The sequence below is a fragment of the Desulfothermus naphthae genome (assembly GCF_054657475.1).
Window position 1 is genome coordinate 238,657 of record NZ_BAAHYQ010000003.1, and the last position, 16,765, is coordinate 255,421.

Sequence of the window (16,765 nt, forward strand, 5' to 3'; positions counted from 1 at the left end):
TAAGGAAATCTATTTAGTCGATGCTTAAAAAAAGCCTTTTATTAAATTTTATTCTAAAATTTTTTCCATACTCACTTTAGATTAAGCTCAAGATTCATTCATCGGCTCTTAATTTTGATATTTTTTTGTAAAAAAAGGACGAAAAATAAAAAGAAACAAAAAAAAGGCAAGCTGATCCATCAGCTTTTTGAAGTTATAAGCTGCTGCTGCCAACAGTAAATTGATTGTATCTCCTATTGTCCCTTTTAGAAAGTTTCTGGCTAAACGAAAATCTGATTTTAGATGGCCTATTACTGGTTCTATCGCCGCCCTTCGTCTAAATCTCTTACGCATCTTGGATTTTTGATAGGGTGTTGCTTTCTTTTTAGGACTCTTTGGGATAATAATTTTTGTTGAGCCTATTTTGCTTTTACCTTTAAATCCCCTATCACAAATGGCCACCTCTGGTCTTTTTCCTACTATCTCCTCTGTTTGACACAATACTTTTGGCAATGTATGACCATCATATTGATTTCTTTCAAAATTTACTGCAGCAACTATTACTCCACTATTTTTTGTCATTGCTATAGCTGCCTTTGAACCGAATTCATATTTCTTATGTTCTTTACCTTTGCTTATGCAATAGACTCCTGGTTCATGAAGACTATAAATTTTATTTTTATCTTTTTTCTTTTGAGAATGCACTTTTTCAAATAGTTCTATTTGTTTTACATACTTGGGATAAACATCTTCTGGCAATTTACGTTTTATTTCTCTAATCAATATCCCAGCTATAGTCTTAATCCTTTTTCTGGCTTTTTTAACTTTTTTCTTATCCTTTGACCTCTTGTTAAATCTTATTTTTTTTAACAACTCAGGTAACTCTCTTCTAAAACTTCTACGTAAAACTATTCCTTCTTCTTTAGCTATTTTTCTACATTTGGAAATAATTTTACACATTAACTTTGTATCTGTTGGAAATGTAATATTTTTCTCTTGAACTGTAGTATCTACAACTATCTCTTTTTCTTGAATTTTGTCTTTATGTAATTGAGCAGATATTTCAAATATTTTCTTTACACCATCTTCTCCTATGCGTTTTCGGAAATGTGTAAGCTCTGATGGAGCACATGGAGGAGACCATCTAAATCTACTTTCTCCACAAAAAGCTTGAAAATATGGATTCTGTGTCCACATCTGCACTACTTTTGCATCACTTAAATTATACAAGTGTTTTAACATTAAAAGTCCAACCATCAATCTAGTAGATTTGGCAGGACGACCCCGCTTACTATATTTACTCGCAAATGCTTTATCAAATTCTTTCCATGGAATTTTTTTAGATAAAATTATCAAAGGATCATCAGGATTAATAAAATCTAATAAATCTCCACATATCAAATGTGGTATTCTACGCTTTGGCATACATGTCTGCATATAATTTCCCTTCCATTTTTTTATTCTTTTCTACCACCTTTTTACCTGTTTTAAACATTTTCTGGTCGTTTATATTACATTATAACAAACATTTTGTAAAGTATTTTCAGTAAATTATATATTTTTTAAGCATCGACTATTTAATTGGCATAGAATTTAGTAAGTTTAATGAAGCATTATTCGCCCGTCCCTATTTTTATGACTTACTTAAATAAGTTATAAAAATTTACAGTTTTTGTCTTATAATTAAAAAGAATTTTTGATCTATTTTTGTCAATAATCACCTTTTCCGGAGGAGCAATGTTTGAAGGATATATAATTTGAGGGTAATTAATACATATACGATTTAAATCAGGATTTAAAACCTGTTGTTTTTTTTTCAAAACTAATAATTTTTTGCCATTTTTTTGTACAATGAGTTTAATATCCTGGGCAACGAGTTTTTTGTAAAGTGTACTTTTAAATATAAAGATACTTGATTTTTTAAAAAATAGGCGTTTAGCCTTAAACTTTACTATTAGGTCATCTATTTTTTCTGTAATTTCAATATCTTTCCCATAAGGCCCTATTTGTGTTATTCGGGGTATATGAATAGTAGAGGATTTTTGTTTTTTAGAATTTTTATACAGTACGTATGAAATTAATACTATTATGATTATTATAAGTAAAAAGATTTTATGAATCCAATATGTTTTCATAAAAATTAGTTAATTAAGGAGGGCTCAGAGAGCCCTCCTTAATCAAATTGTTATGGATTTGTGATTTCTATTTCAGGAAGTAGTTTTATTGATTCCTGATGAAAACCTGAAGGCTGGTCTATATAAAAGCCATTTATACCTCCTTTTTCAAGTAGTTCATTTAATTTTGGAAATTTCACTTCTACCTTATTATTATCAAAATGAATATCAGATGGATTTATATCTTCAAATGTTGATTCATTGTAGTAATGAGCATCGATACTTCCATTATAGTAATTAATACTTAGTCCAAAATATTTGGAAAACTCGTATGGAAAAGCCTTGAAAAAATAGGTAGAAAACCGTTCACCAAATCCATCAGGACCGGATACGTAAACATAAAAGTATTGATTGTCATTGCTTCTTGCTATCTTAATATCTAAGTTACCATTTGTATAAAAACTATCTACACTATCCCAGTCGCTGAACGAATTATCTTCTACTGAAATCGATGCTATTGATACTGAATATGTCTTTATAGGATGAGACCAGTCTGTCTCAACTACATTTTTAGCAAATAGTTCAGATCCATTTGTTCCTTGATTAGTGTCCAAGATATAAGGTGAATATTCTTCTCCTGCCTGCTGTGCTTTAACCAGAATATCTCTTGGAGATATATTTCCATTTATTAGATTATACACTGTGATATCATTATCAAGAGGTTTGTAATAATACAAATAAATGTCATAAACATTTTGTGGATAGTAATAACCGTCTCCTCCATCAATAACCTGTGTTTTGACATCTTTTTCGTCAAAAATCACTAAGTCTTCATTAGAGTTTTCCATAGCAGATATGAAAGAATCAAAAGATTTATTCAGTGCTTCAGCTAACTTTTCTTGTTCATCAGTATCAAGGTTAAATGCATTTTGGTACCTTTCTTTTAGCTCCTGTTGTGTCAATCCCTTCAAGATTTCAATAACATCTTTATAACTATCAACGGCATTTGATATAGCTTCTTTAAATTCCGTTAACTTTGATTTATTTACATAAGTTAGCAGCTTTGTATTTTTATTTAGAATTTCCATAAACTGTTCAGTAGTAATTTCACTTCCATTTTTAATCATCTCCCTAATATCTGTTCCATCTATTGTCCAATCTGTTATATTATTAAAATCAACTGTCTGAAGATATAAACAAACAGCTTTAGTCATTTTGACAAGAAATTCCATAATTTTTACATCCAGATTATCAAAATAGATTGTATCAAATGTGTTAAGAGTAATACTTGTATTTATTCCTTCTGCCTGAGTTAAATCTGAAATAACAGAGTCTAATTTATTTATTATGTCATCTAAAACAGTTTTTAAATTCTGGTCATAAGACGCCAACTTAAGAAATTTATAGATTACATCTTCTATTTTTATGTCATTAATATCTGAATTAAGATTAATGCCTATATTGTTAAAAAAGGTTTGATTATCTCTATATAACATCATTAAAGTGGCAGTAGCTTTCCAGAGATGATTTTCTTTTGATTCTGGCAGGTTGTTTATCAAATCTAAAAGGTTATCATAATTTTGCTCAGTTGGTTTTCGAATAAACAGAGCCATAGCATCTGTTACATTTGAAGGGCTACCTACCAAAACTTTGAAGTCCTCAGTAGTAGTTTTCCCATCAGCATCAGTTACTGTCAGGCTAACAAGAAAATATCCAGTATTTGGTTGGGAGAAAGGAAGAGTTAATGTAGCACTGTAAGATTTGTCTGAGTAAGATGGATTTTGGGGATCAACAGGTTGTCCATCAATTTCCCAAGTAAAGCTGTTGGTATTTAATGTTCCATCAGGATCTTCTGCTATAGCAAAAACATTTATTTCTCCACCTAATTCAGGATTTACAGTGGTTGTTCCTGCTGCGTAAATTTTGGGTGGAGTATTTCCAACATGTACATTGATGCTATAAGTGCTACATTTTGGGTTTTCATTATAGTCACATACAGTAACAGTGACTGTATAATTCCCCTCACTAGTAAAGGCATGGGTATTTTTCTCCGAAGAATTGCCGGCTACTTTTGTAGCACTCTCATATTTCCAACTATAATTTAAGGAATCTCCGTCTGGATCCCATGCATATGCTATAAAAGTATATTCTGTGTTAGTTTTTAGATTTGTCCAATCATAAATATAATTTTGATTTTTATCTTGAATGTTTATTCCATAAATTTGAGGAGGTCTGTTCTCTGAAATTGTCAGTGAAGCTGACTTAGTTGAGGTTGCTTTTCCATCAGAAATTTTAGTTGTAAAAGTCCAATCTCCAGCATCTAAATCTGTGGTATCGATGATACATTTCCACTGAGCATAACCCTCATATGAATATACTGGTGTACATTTATCCTTTAAATCCATATCGACTAGTTTTGCAGATTGAAGAGTTAAATTATCCTGGTCTGAATCCCAGCTATATATGTAGGCTGTAACAGATGTACCAGCTTTTACTGGCCATGATGGAGATAAATATATAGAAACTTTAGGTGCTACATTGGATAATTTCTGAAATTCTACAGATGCTAAATTTCCGTTATCTTCCACTTCATCATAATCTCTGTTATTATTTACCATGGCCCGTTTGTTTTGTCCTATAGTTGATATATAATATTGAGTATATGATTTTACATTAAAGATTGCTTCTCCATTGGAGCCAGTTTGTTTTGACTTATAATAATAATTCTCATCATAGACTGTTATCCATTTATTTGCCAATGGATTGTTTGAGGAATCTTTAATTGAGACTTTTAATTTTGCATTAAAGGGATTATTAATCTGTATATTTAGATAATAATCACATCCAGAAGTTTCGTCTCCTTGGAGATTAGATAGATCTATTTTATTTTCTGTCCACCCATATGCAGAATAGTACCAGTAAAAGTTATAGTTGTCTTCAATAGCATTAATTTCATTAACATTTCCTGGTATAGAGATTTTTAATTTTGCATTTCCATTATTGTCTGTAGAACTATCTACAAATGTATTGCCTGCGTCACTCTGTCCCCTAGCTTCTATCCATACACCTGGTACGGGATCATTGTTTTGGTCAACGGCCTTAATACAAACAGTAACCTGTTTTGGCTGTTCCCCTAACCATACTCCATAGTCAAGGTTACAATAAGTCCATCCTGGAGGAAGGCACCCTATTACATAATAGCTTTCTTTTGTACTAAGAGTAGCATTATTTTTAACTGAGGTTCCATTTTGATAAAATAACTGACCCTCTGTTATGTATTCCCATATGCCAGTATTTGGGTTGTATCTCCATATGGGAACGTCATATTGTCCATTATTAGGTACATCATCTATGAGATCATCAATTTGACTATTTGGTACATTCAAAGTTACTTCCAGGTTAGAGCAAGTGCCATCTCTTTTTTCCTCTTGTTTTACAAAATTTACTTTACTTCCATTTTGATCTGAAAATTCTGCGTAAAGAAAAGCAATAGACTTAAGTTGAACTACATCTGTATCCGCCTTAGTTAAAGGATATCCTGTTCCTTTGAATTCTCCAGGAAATTGTTTGAGATCATTTTTGTTTCCACTATTAAAAAGTTTTAAAGAAGCAGTTATTTTTTCTACTTCTTCGGGTATATTGTTTATTGGAACTGCTACTTGTGCCTCAGTTCCATTTATAGATACAGCTCTCGTAGCTCTTTTTGCAAAAGCCTTTTGGCTCCCATCAGCTTCTTTTTTTATACCAAAGATTATATAACCACCGTCTCTTTTTCTAGGTATATTTACTGTAACCTTTTCTACAGGATTAACCTGTGCCTTCACTTGAAGAGATCCTCCCGCTTCTAGTTCAACAATTTTTTCATAAGGAGCACAACCATCTTTTTTTATAGTAAGTTTGGCATTTGTAATGCCCTTTTCCTTTACAATAACATTTGTAAAGGAAAAAGCATTATTTTGAATGACTCCATTATAGGTCTTGTCCTCAGTAGAGTTATATGTCCCATCTCCGTCCAAATCCACAATTAAACTAACTGTACCTTGAACCCCATTACCGTTTCCCCTAACACTTCTTGTTGATGAATCTGTTATTACCCCACTCAACGATGAACTCCCATAATTTTTAGTGGGTGTTGGAGATGTTTCATCACTTCCACCCCCTCCGCTACATCCATATAAGAATAACATAAAAAAGAAGATACCCAAAAAAATACCAAATTTTCTAAATTTTGACATACTCATCATAAATCCTCCTTAGAATAAGTTATTTTAAAGATGTTAATTTTTTTGCCAAACAAATAATATTTTTGTCAAGTTATTTGATCAAAGTTTAGCAATTCTCGGTGAGAAATAATTTGATTTTAAAGCTTTATTTTTTATAAGAATTTTTTATAAGAGGTACTTATAGAATTTTTTTCTGTTTATTTTTTAAAAAGTTCTATACACTTTTTAATTTCTTTTTCACTTAAATACCTAAATTCCCCAGGTCTTAATCCTCCTAATTTCACAGGGCCATGCATGATCCTTTTTAATTTCAAAACTTTCCATCCAAGGGCATGACACATCCTTCTTATCTGACGATTTATCCCCTGCATTAGCTCAAATTTTAGAATAAAATGAGTGGGATCTATTTTTTTTAAAATTTGGACATTTACTGGCGCTAGTTTATATTTAAGATCCTTTAGCTCCATCCCATTCTTCATAATTTTTAGATGTGTCTTTTGAACAACCCCCTTAATTTTAACTACATACACCTTTTTTAGGTGAAATTTTGGGTGGGTCATCTTATAAACAAAATCCCCATCATTGCTTAAAATTAAAAGCCCTTCTGAAAAATAGTCCAGCCTTCCAATAGGCACCAGTCCCAGCTTACGCAAGTTTTCAGGCAATATATCTAAAACTGTCCTCCTTTTTTGGGGATCAGACAGGGTGGTTACAACTTTAATTGGTTTATATAAGGCTATGTATGTAAATTTTTTATTTTTAAAGGCCTTTATTGATATCTTTTTTCCATTTACAACAACTTCATCATTAATATCAACCTTTGTGCCCAACCTTGTTACAATAATCCCATTTACCTTAACACATCCCTTTTTGATTAATTCATCTGCCTGTCTCCTGGAACACACACCAGCACGGGCTAGAAAGCGATTTAATCTAATTTTTTCTGCCATTTAAATCTTAATCACCTTTGATGCCATCTGTAGGCTTGTTATCACGTCTAACATATTAGTTGTCTCTCCAATCTTTTTTTTGTCCAAAAGTTTAAAAAAATCAAGACAAGTGCCGCAAACTAAAATAGACACACCAGATTTTTCCAGTGCCGTTAGGGCCTCTAATATTTCTCCATCCTCTGTTGCAAGTTTTACCCCGCCGTTAAGTAGAATAATCCTCCATAAAGATTTACCCATTTCAGGTAAGGTCTTTATAAAATTCAACATAAGTTTTTTACCCAATATATCATTTCCATGACCTATTACATCTGAAGTAATAAATACCAGCTGTTTATCTTGTATTTCATTAGGGGGTGTAATTTCACAAGAATAGTGAGAGAGGTCCTTCTCTTTTATTACACCATCCCCTATAACTCCATGGGATAATTTTGCAACAAGTCTAAATCCTTCTTTTCCTTCTTTAATTTCAACGGAATATGATCTTGACTTTAAAAAACGAGATACATTTTCCTTTGCTGCTATATTATCAACCAGGACTTCTAAACGTTCAGGGTTCTCAGATTCAATGACTTCTTTACATTTTAAAACAGGTCCTGGACATGCGAGTCCAAAACAATTTAATTTTCTCATTACCTCCTCCCTTCTATTAAGTTTTTGTGATATTTCGTAAGGACCAAAACCTGTTATAGAATAAGAAATGAAGGTGTTAAAATTATTTTTTCAAATAAAAAAAGCAATAATCTATTATCAAATAAAATAAAAATATGTTAGTTTCCAAATTACCATGTTTAGAATTAAGAATTTGACATTGAAATGGATAAGTTATAAAAATTTTTCTGATTTATATACAGATAATCTATAACAATAGGAGGAAGATATGGTTGAACAGACCCTGTGTATTATTAAACCTGATGCTGTTGAGAGAAATCTGATAGGAAAGATTTTACAGATGATTGAGGGAGCAGGTTTAAAAATCAAGGCCTTGAAAATGCTCCACCTAAACAAAAAACAGGCTGAAGGTTTTTATGAAGTTCACAAAGAAAAGCCTTTTTTTGACAGTCTCACAAATTATATGAGTTCAGGTCCAATAGTTGTAGCTGTTTTAGAAGGAGAAGACGCTATAAAAAGATATAGAGAACTTATGGGGGCAACAAATCCAAAAGAAGCAAAAGAAGGCACAATCAGAAAACAATTTGGTTTGGATGTTGAAAAAAATTCAGTTCATGGATCTGATAGTCAAGAAAATGCTGTAAAAGAAATAGCCTATTTTTTCAATAAACTGGAGGTATTATAATTAATGGACACAATCGGAGTTATTGGCACAGGCAATATGGGAGGGGCAATTTTAAAAGGGTGGAGTACTTTAAAAGACATCTCACTTATTGGCTATGATGTAGATGAACAAAAGTTAAACAAAATTTGTAGGGAGCTAAAGGTAGAAAAGGCCAAGGATATTCCAGAGTTGATTCAAAAATCCAGCTACATCCTTTTAGCTGTTAAGCCCACTCAAGTAAAAGCTCTTCTAAAAAAATATGAAGATCTGTTTTTAGATTCTCATATCCTAATGTCTATCTGTGCTGGGATTAAGATAAAAAAAATAAAAAAATGGTGTGGTGGCAGGGCCAAGGTCGTCCGTATTATGCCAAATACTCCAGCCTTGGTGGGCAAAGGAATGTTTGCAATATGTTTTCAAGAAGAGATAGATGAGTTCATTCATGCAAAAGTAATTGAGCTTTTCAATGTATTGGGTAAGTGTTTTGAAATCGAGGAAGATTACATAGATGCATACACTGCCCTCATAGGTTCAGGGCCTGCGTATATTATTTATTTTTTAGAAGCACTTGTAGAGGCAGGGGTATCATTGGGTTTTCAAAGACAGATATCAATTGAGATGGTCAAAGGACTGCTTAGCGGCACCACAAAAATGATAGAAGAGTTAGACAAGAGTCTGGCAGGGTTGAGAGAGATGGTCACATCTCCAGCAGGCACTACTATAGCTGCCCTGAACCACTTTGACAGAATGGCAGTTAGGGGCGCAATAATAGATGCACTTCATCAGGCATGCAAAAGATCAAAAGAATTAGGTGAATAATGGGGGCATAGTTAGCCCCCTCAGTTTTATTGATACATCTTTCTTATTTCTTTTTTATTTATCTTTCCAACACTTGTCTTTGGAATTTGATTTACAATTTCTATCTTATCGGGGATTCCATATTTTGGAATAGTGCCGTCAGCTACATATTTTTTAAAATGTTCTTTTAGTTCATCTTCACTAACCTTTCCCTTAAATTCTTCATGTAATACAACTAGTGCCAGAGGTCTCTCTCCCCACTTTTCATCTGGAACACCAATCACAGCAGCTTCACTAACTGCCTCGTGTTGACTTAAAATATCCTCTAATTCCAGTGAAGATATCCACTCGCCACCTGTTTTAATTACATCCTTTAATCTATCTGTAATTTTTAAATATCCTTGTTCATCAATATATCCAATATCTCCAGTATGTAGCCAGCCACCTTGCCACAACTGTTCGCTCTTTTCAGGATTTTTTAAATAGCCTTGAGTTAACCAGGGCGCCCTTACTACCACCTCTCCTGTGGATTTCCCGTCATGGGGTAGGGGATTTCCCATCGGATCGACTACTTCTAACAATACATTGGGGATAGGAATCCCAGTTTTGCACCTAATTGGAACTTGTTTTTCTATGTCCCAATCAACCATGTGTGGCTTTAAGAGAGCTGCTGTGAGCACGGGACAAGTTTCAGACATTCCATAGGCGGTGACTGTGTTGATATTATACTTTAAGGCCTCTTTACAAAGTCCCTGGGGTAGAGCAGAACCACCAATAACTACTTTCCAGTTGGAAAGATTTATCTGCTTGATAACTGGAGATGTAACCAACATGTGGAGTATAGTTGGTACACAGTGAGAAAAGGTAACCTTTTCTTGAAGGACTAATTTTAAAATCATTTCAGGCTCATATCGACCTGGATAGACCTGCTTTGCACAAATCCAGGTAAACATATATGGCATGCCCCAGGCATGGACGTGAAACATAGGAGTAAGAGGCATATACACGTCACTATTATCAATTTTAAAACCATATCCTGTAGTACATAATATAGATATGAGTCCGTAAGTGTGTAATACTATTTGTCTGTGACTATAATAAACCCCTTTTGGCAATCCAGTGGTTCCAGTTGTGTAAAAAGTGGTTGCCATGGTATCTTCGTCAAATTCAGGAAAATCATATTCTTCACTCTGATTTTTAATAAGATCTTCATACTCCCCCTCAAGATCTAGAGACGTAGAGGGAATTTCTTTCTCATCAGTTAAGAGAATAAATTTTTTCACTGTTTTTATTTGGTCCTTAACTTTTTCAAGCAAAGGAATAAAATCTGAATTTACCAAAATTACGTCATCCTCTGCATGATTTATTGTATAGAGGAGCTGCTCAGGTGAAAGTCTTATGTTTATGGTATGGAGCACAGCACCCATCATTGGTACAGCAAAAAAACATTCTAAAAATCTGTGGCTATCCCAATCCATTACACCAACTACATCCCCCTCTTTAACGCCCAGAGATTTTAACATATTGGCGAGTTTATGGACCCTTTTTACAAAATCTCTATAGGTATATCTAAACTTGTCCCTGTACACTATCTCCTGATCTGGGTTATATGTCAGGGGAAATTTTAGAAGATTTTTTATTAAAAGAGGGAAAGAATAAGCTGATGGCGTCCTAGGAATCTTTTTTACGCCCATACAAACCTCCTAAGAAAAGTTTTTAAAAGGTCAACAAAGCAAATCAACTAAAATATAACTAAATAAAAATCTTTTAGCAATCCAAAACTCAATTAACTAAAATTTTATTTACATACAGAATTCTCTTTTGATTAAATTGCAAGTATAATCTAAATCCAATCATGTAAGGTTAAACACACTATCCCTGATTGTTTTATAGACCGATGTGGATATAGAACAGTTCTTTCCATTGGACTGGCATGTCTTTATTATAAAAATGCAGTGATTGTAAGCTATCTCTTACAAAAATATACAGACATAGGATCCCTGAATGTCAGTAAAGATGTCACCAAAAGTTATTTTATTTTTTTCCATCAAGCAACCTTTTTAATAAGATGTTGTTTAGTTCCTGGAATGAGATTAACACTTTAAATAGAATCCCAATTCCGAATGTTTCCAGACCACTGTTCTGGATGTTTAGAAGGGGCGTTTTTGTATACATTTTTACGCTTGGCTAAAATCTCAATATCCAAGCCTTAAGTGTCTCTGTTCAGGCGTAACAAACTTAATTTTGCTGTGATAATGTTTAAAATTATACCAATTAACTGAAATAAAAATGAAGGGGATAGCTATGTATCGAAATTTTAGAAGCGCCTGGCGCACTTTTTCCAGCTTGATCCTAAATGTGTGAAGCTTCTTTCCCTGTGTTCGAGGATTAAAAGTGACAATAACTACTCGCTGCATTAAACACTGGTTTAGAGGTAATTCTGTCAAACAATACAACAAAACTGGCTATCTCATTAGGACCGACCCGCCTGCCAATCGCCTTGATACCCTTTCATTAAAACTACAAACTTGCTATACCCTGCCTTCTCTAGTTAAATACCACATATTGTCGAGGCACTGGCGGGCAGGAACCACCATTAACAACCCTAAATCGCTGGGGCTTAAAAAACCTGTTCTCTATCTTCGCCTATTTATGGAAAGATCTTGATGCCAATAACAAATTCCTCAATTGTTGTGCTGACGTTGATCTCTCCTCATTATGTGAGATTGAACCGAACATGTTTTCAAAACCTGTTCTTGACCACCTTAACCATAAGGTCCTTGCTCCTGACCTCAGAAAAGATAGACAACTTGCTCTCATCAAAGAATTGCTTAAAACCAAATACTCCTCTTTTGGATTTAAAACTTCTGAACTTAAGAATGCTCTATCCAACTACTTCCGAAATTCCTCTCAAATTCGCTATGAATTGAAAAAATTAATCTCTAGAAAGATTGTCAAAAAGGCAAAAGGTAAATCATTTTATGCGGTTACTAAATTTGGCTGGAAGTGGCTTTGGGCTCCAATTTGTGCTAACGACTTTTTTAAAAACCCTATAATTTCAAGGTGTTTTAAAAAGGACTTAGAACATAGTGCATCACAACCATTTAATTAATATTGAAAAGTCCTATCTCCTCATCCATCAAGGCTTAACCATCATAACTCAAGAACTTGCAATGATTTAAGCTCCTCTAAAAAACGTAAATTTTTTTCACGTTTTTAAAGAGAAAAGCATAGTAGTAAGACACCTCCTAGTAGCGAGGTGCCCTTAAAATATATCTAAAATTTTTGTCTATTTCCTGAATAGATAAAATATAAAACTTAAGATTATGCTAGCAAGAAGGCAACTTACCCAGGGAAAATAGAATTTAAATCCTGGCTTATCTATATAAATGTCACCTGGAAGTCTTCCCAAAGGAAATTTTGAGGTAGGAATCTTTGGAAAAATCATTACTATTATGCCAATTATTATGAGAAATATACCAATCTGGATAAGCAATTTTCCAATCTCATTCATATTCTATACCTCAAGCTCTGTTTGGTAGAATCGTCCTATTATTTTAATTTTGCATTTTTAATTCTCTCCATGGCCTTTTCTACATTTTCCTTAAAATTAAAAGCACTAAGCCTAATATATCCTTCACCACATCTTCCAAAGCCTGAACCTGGGGTGCATACAACTCCACATTTTTTCAAAATTAAATCAAAAAGATCCCACGAACTCATGTCTGCTTTAACCCATACATAAGGAGAATTATCCCCTCCAACACAAATAAAATCAGCCTCTTTCATAGCTGATTTTATGATCTTTGCATTTTCTAGGTAGTAATCTACAAGTTCTTTTACCTGGTTTTTACCTTCTTCTGAATAAATAGCCTCTGCTCCCCTTTGAACTATATAGGACACGCCATTAAACTTAGTTGATTGACGTCTTAGCCAGAGGTCGTGGACACTTATTTTTTCTCCATCCTTTGTGTAACCAAAACACTCTTTTGGGACAACAGTATATGCACATCTAACACCAGTAAAACCAGCTGTCTTTGAAAAGCTCCTGAATTCCACTGCAACTTCCTTTGCTCCTTCAACTTCATAAATAGAATGAGGGATATTGGGATCAGTTATAAAGGCTTCATAGGCTGCATCATACAAAATAATGGCTTTATTTTCCCTTGCATAGTCAATCCATTTTTTTAAATGTTCCTTTGTAATGGTAGCTCCAGTGGGGTTATTTGGAAAGCATAAATATATAAGATCCACCTTTTCATCTGGAAGATCAGGAATAAAATTGTTCTCATAAGTGCAATCTAAATATTTTATATTACTATAACGACCATCTATTAAATCACCAGACCTTCCAGCCATAACATTTGTATCTAAATACACTGGATACACAGGGTCAGGAATAGCCACCTTAGCATCATTTGAAAAGAGTTCTTGAAAATTTCCAGTATCGCATTTTGCACCATCACTTACAAATATCTCATCCTTAGAAATATCAATCCCTCTGTTATTAAAATCATATCTGGCTATTTTCTCACGCAAAAATTCATATCCCTGTTCAGGGCCATATCCTCTAAAAGTAGCGGGATCACCCAGCTCTTCAACAGCCTTTTTCATAGCATCTATGCAAACCTGAGGAAGAGGCAAAGTAACATCACCAATGCCCATTTTTATGATCTCTATGTCTGGATTTTCCTTTTGAAATTTCTCTACCCTCTTTGCAATTTCAACAAACAAATAAGATTTTTGAAGTTTTAGAAAATTTTCATTCACAAATGCCATGAGAGATGACTCCTTGGTTTTCTGTTTTTTATCCCTTTTGTACCTTTCTGAAATCATTTAAGAATTTCTCAAGACCAATATCCGTAAGTGGGTGGGCTGCAAGCTTTTTAATTACCTTAAATGGAATTGTTGCTATATGTGCTCCATAAAGTGCTGCCCGTCTTACATGTTCTGGATGTCTTACGCTTGCCACAATAATTTCGGTTTTAAAGTCGTAATTTTTATATACTTGCACTATTTCTCGAACCAACTCCATCCCCTGTTCGCCAATATCATCTAATCTTCCCACAAAAGGACTCACATAAGATGCTCCAATCTTTCCAACTAACAGGGCTTGGTTTAAAGAAAAGACCAAGGTTACATTTGTAGGAATACCTTCTTTTTCCAGAAAATATGAAGCCTTAATCCCTTCTTCTGTCATGGGTATTTTAATAACCACATTTGGCCCAAACTTTACTAGTTCCCTTGCCTCCTTCACCATGCCCTCAAAATCAGTTGAAAGCACTTCTAAACTAACAGGTCCATCTACCAGCTCGCAAATCTTTTTTGCAATTTCATTAACATCTCCACCTTCTTTTGCCATAAGTGATGGATTTGTTGTGACTCCGTCAATGAGCCCCATTTTTTTTGCTTCTTCAATTTCTTTAATATTAGCCGTATCAATAAAAAATTTCATTTTAATACCCCCCTTTTAAAGGTAATTAATATTTTTAAAGCCCCATGCCTGGTTTCATAAAATGACCTGTTAAAGTAGTCTCATAACCTCCAAGGGCCTCAATTTTTGCCTTAAAAGAATCACTGGAAATTATTTCTAAAAGTGTTTTTATTTTTGGATCTTCTAAAAACTCTTTTAAAATAACCAGGTCATATCTTTCCCTAGCAACTTCTATAAAGTCAAGCCCCAGTGCTTTGGCAGCAGCATAAATTCCCATTCCAACATCAGCTGTGCCCGATAATACATTCACACCAATCTCCATATGGGTAAACTCTTCCCTATCATAACCATTTATATGTTCAGGCGATATATTATTTTTTTTCAGTAAATCATCAACCAATATCCTGGTTCCAGAGCCCTTTTGTCTATTTACAAAAACAACATCTTTTCTGATTAAATCTTTTAAATTATAAATCCCCTTAGGGTTTCCCTTTTTGACCATAAATCCTTGATGTCTAATTGCCAGATTAACAACTACCACTTCTTTGTCAGGTATGTATTTTTTTATAAAAGGGAAATTATAGTCTCCAGAATCTGGGTCATATAAATGGGAGCCTGCAAAGTGAGATGACCCTCTATTTACGGCCACCAGTCCACCCACACTGCCAACATGGGACGAAGATAGTCTTATTGGATTGTCCAGTTTCATTAGTTCATTTTTAATGAGATCTAAGATATTGTCATGACTTCCAACACACATAAGGGTATTTTCTATTAAATTTAAATCAACCAAAAGTTCTGCATCTACAATTGACCCTTCTTTTATCCCTTCTACATTTTCTGGTATTTCAATAATACCCTGACCATTAACTAGGGTTGTGATCTGACTTGCTCCCCTTTTCAGGGGATTTGCAACATATCTTTTTCCCACCCGAGCAATGGCGACCCTGATAAATTCTCTTTGCCCTAATTTTGATGGAACTCTCCTGTTTAACATAACCTGTATTTTGGGTTTGGTCTCCATGGGTCTGGATACCATATGATATATCAATGGCTTTAGTAGTTTTTCAAAGCAAATAACAGAACTTACAGGATATCCAGGGGCACCTACCATTAATTTTTTATTATGGCTAAAGCCAAGGATACTGGGCTTTCCTGGCATTGCAGATATACCATGTACAATTACTTCTCCAAACCTCTCCATGGCACGCCTGGAATAATCCTTATCTCCTGCAGAAGATCCTGCCCCTATAACTACAATATGTGCATCTGATTCCAGTTCCCTGCATAGGGCCTCACATATTTTATCTAAATCGTCCTCAACTGGCGGGATTCTCTTCACAATACATCCCCACTTTTCTGCCATTGCCTTAAGCATCATGGAGTTGCTCTCAATAACCTGTCCTAAAGCTGGCTTAGGCCTAAGCTCAAAGTCCAATACCTCATCTCCAGTTGGTATAATAGATATCTTCACTTTTTCCTTTACAAAGAGCTCATAAATTCCACCAGATAAAAGTGCCCCAATATCATATGGGGTAATCTGATGGTTTTGTGGGATTATCATTTCAGTTGCAACAATATCTTCACCAATTTTCCTCACATGTTCATATGGATAAGCAGCTTTTTCAATGGATACGTATTCATCGTCAATTTTTTGGACATATTCTATCATTATGACTGCGTCAAAGCCTTTGGGAAGGGGATCTCCTGTATTTATATATAAAAAATCCCTGCCTTTTTTAAGTTTTATGGGATTTCCTTCTCTTGCTCCAAAGGTATCTTTGGCCCTAACACAAATCCCATCCATAGCTGCACTGTGAAATGTGGGAGAGGAGTATTTTGCATATACAGGCCGTGATGTGACTCTACCAAGGGCCATATGAGTTGGGACAACCTCTTCTTTTAATTGAATATCTAAAACTTTCTTGATATTAAAAATTGCCTCTGGTATGGAAATTGTATTTAAATATATAGAGCGTTTATCTCTCATAGGA

General features: G+C 34.1%; 13 protein-coding genes. 3 read left to right on the forward strand and 10 right to left on the reverse strand.

Annotated elements, in window-relative coordinates; genetic code table 11:
• Window positions 1-108: 108 nt before the first annotated feature.
• The 5 genes from ACYQ1E_RS12680 to yedF all read right to left on the reverse strand — a co-directional run bounded on the left by ACYQ1E_RS12680 (window position 109) and on the right by yedF (window position 7,896).
• Complete coding sequence (locus tag ACYQ1E_RS12680; protein WP_459876375.1) at window positions 109-1,404, reverse strand: IS5 family transposase; 1,296 nt, start codon at window positions 1,402-1,404, stop codon at window positions 109-111.
• 215 nt (window positions 1,405-1,619) lie between these two features.
• Window positions 1,620-2,114: a hypothetical protein gene (locus ACYQ1E_RS12685; RefSeq protein ID WP_459880008.1), complete on the reverse strand. Its 495-nt coding sequence runs from the start codon at window positions 2,112-2,114 to the stop codon at window positions 1,620-1,622.
• Window positions 2,115-2,164: 50 nt separating this feature from the next.
• Entirely contained in the window at window positions 2,165-6,328 is a 4,164-nt protein-coding gene (locus tag ACYQ1E_RS12690; RefSeq protein ID WP_459880011.1) for a PKD domain-containing protein, read from the reverse strand.
• Between the two features lie 185 nt (window positions 6,329-6,513).
• Window positions 6,514-7,266 (reverse strand): pseudouridine synthase, encoded by a 753-nt coding sequence (locus ACYQ1E_RS12695; RefSeq protein WP_459880013.1) that lies wholly within the window; start codon window positions 7,264-7,266, stop codon window positions 6,514-6,516.
• Window positions 7,267-7,896 (reverse strand): sulfurtransferase-like selenium metabolism protein YedF, encoded by a 630-nt coding sequence (yedF, locus tag ACYQ1E_RS12700; RefSeq protein ID WP_459880016.1) that lies wholly within the window; start codon window positions 7,894-7,896, stop codon window positions 7,267-7,269.
• 247 nt (window positions 7,897-8,143) lie between these two features.
• On the opposite strand from yedF, the gene ndk reads away from it, so the two are divergent.
• Entirely contained in the window at window positions 8,144-8,560 is a 417-nt protein-coding gene (gene ndk, locus ACYQ1E_RS12705) for a nucleoside-diphosphate kinase (protein WP_459880019.1), read from the forward strand.
• A gap of 3 nt (window positions 8,561-8,563) precedes the next feature.
• A complete protein-coding gene (gene proC / locus ACYQ1E_RS12710) occupies window positions 8,564-9,358 on the forward strand; it encodes a pyrroline-5-carboxylate reductase (RefSeq protein ID WP_459880022.1) in 795 nt (264 codons plus the stop codon).
• 26 nt (window positions 9,359-9,384) lie between these two features.
• Here the strand turns inward: proC and ACYQ1E_RS12715 are convergent, their stop codons facing one another.
• Window positions 9,385-11,031, reverse strand: coding sequence for a fatty acid--CoA ligase (locus ACYQ1E_RS12715; protein ID WP_459880025.1), 1,647 nt, complete (start codon window positions 11,029-11,031; stop codon window positions 9,385-9,387).
• Between the two features lie 1,043 nt (window positions 11,032-12,074).
• Here ACYQ1E_RS12715 and ACYQ1E_RS12720 point away from each other — a divergent pair.
• Window positions 12,075-12,449, forward strand: a complete 375-nt coding sequence (locus tag ACYQ1E_RS12720; RefSeq protein WP_459880028.1) for a hypothetical protein — start codon at window positions 12,075-12,077, stop codon at window positions 12,447-12,449.
• Between the two features lie 177 nt (window positions 12,450-12,626).
• Here ACYQ1E_RS12720 and ACYQ1E_RS12725 read toward each other — a convergent pair whose 3' ends face one another.
• From ACYQ1E_RS12725 to ACYQ1E_RS12740, 4 genes are read right to left on the reverse strand one after another with little or no spacing between them, the layout of a single operon-like run.
• Window positions 12,627-12,851, reverse strand: coding sequence for a DUF2905 domain-containing protein (locus ACYQ1E_RS12725; protein WP_459880031.1), 225 nt, complete (start codon window positions 12,849-12,851; stop codon window positions 12,627-12,629).
• Window positions 12,852-12,889: 38 nt separating this feature from the next.
• A complete protein-coding gene (locus tag ACYQ1E_RS12730) occupies window positions 12,890-14,116 on the reverse strand; it encodes an LL-diaminopimelate aminotransferase (RefSeq protein WP_459880033.1) in 1,227 nt (408 codons plus the stop codon).
• Between the two features lie 28 nt (window positions 14,117-14,144).
• Complete coding sequence (gene fsa / locus ACYQ1E_RS12735; protein ID WP_459880036.1) at window positions 14,145-14,792, reverse strand: fructose-6-phosphate aldolase; 648 nt, start codon at window positions 14,790-14,792, stop codon at window positions 14,145-14,147.
• Between the two features lie 34 nt (window positions 14,793-14,826).
• A complete protein-coding gene (locus ACYQ1E_RS12740) occupies window positions 14,827-16,761 on the reverse strand; it encodes a molybdopterin biosynthesis protein (protein ID WP_459880039.1) in 1,935 nt (644 codons plus the stop codon).
• Window positions 16,762-16,765: the final 4 nt, after the last annotated feature.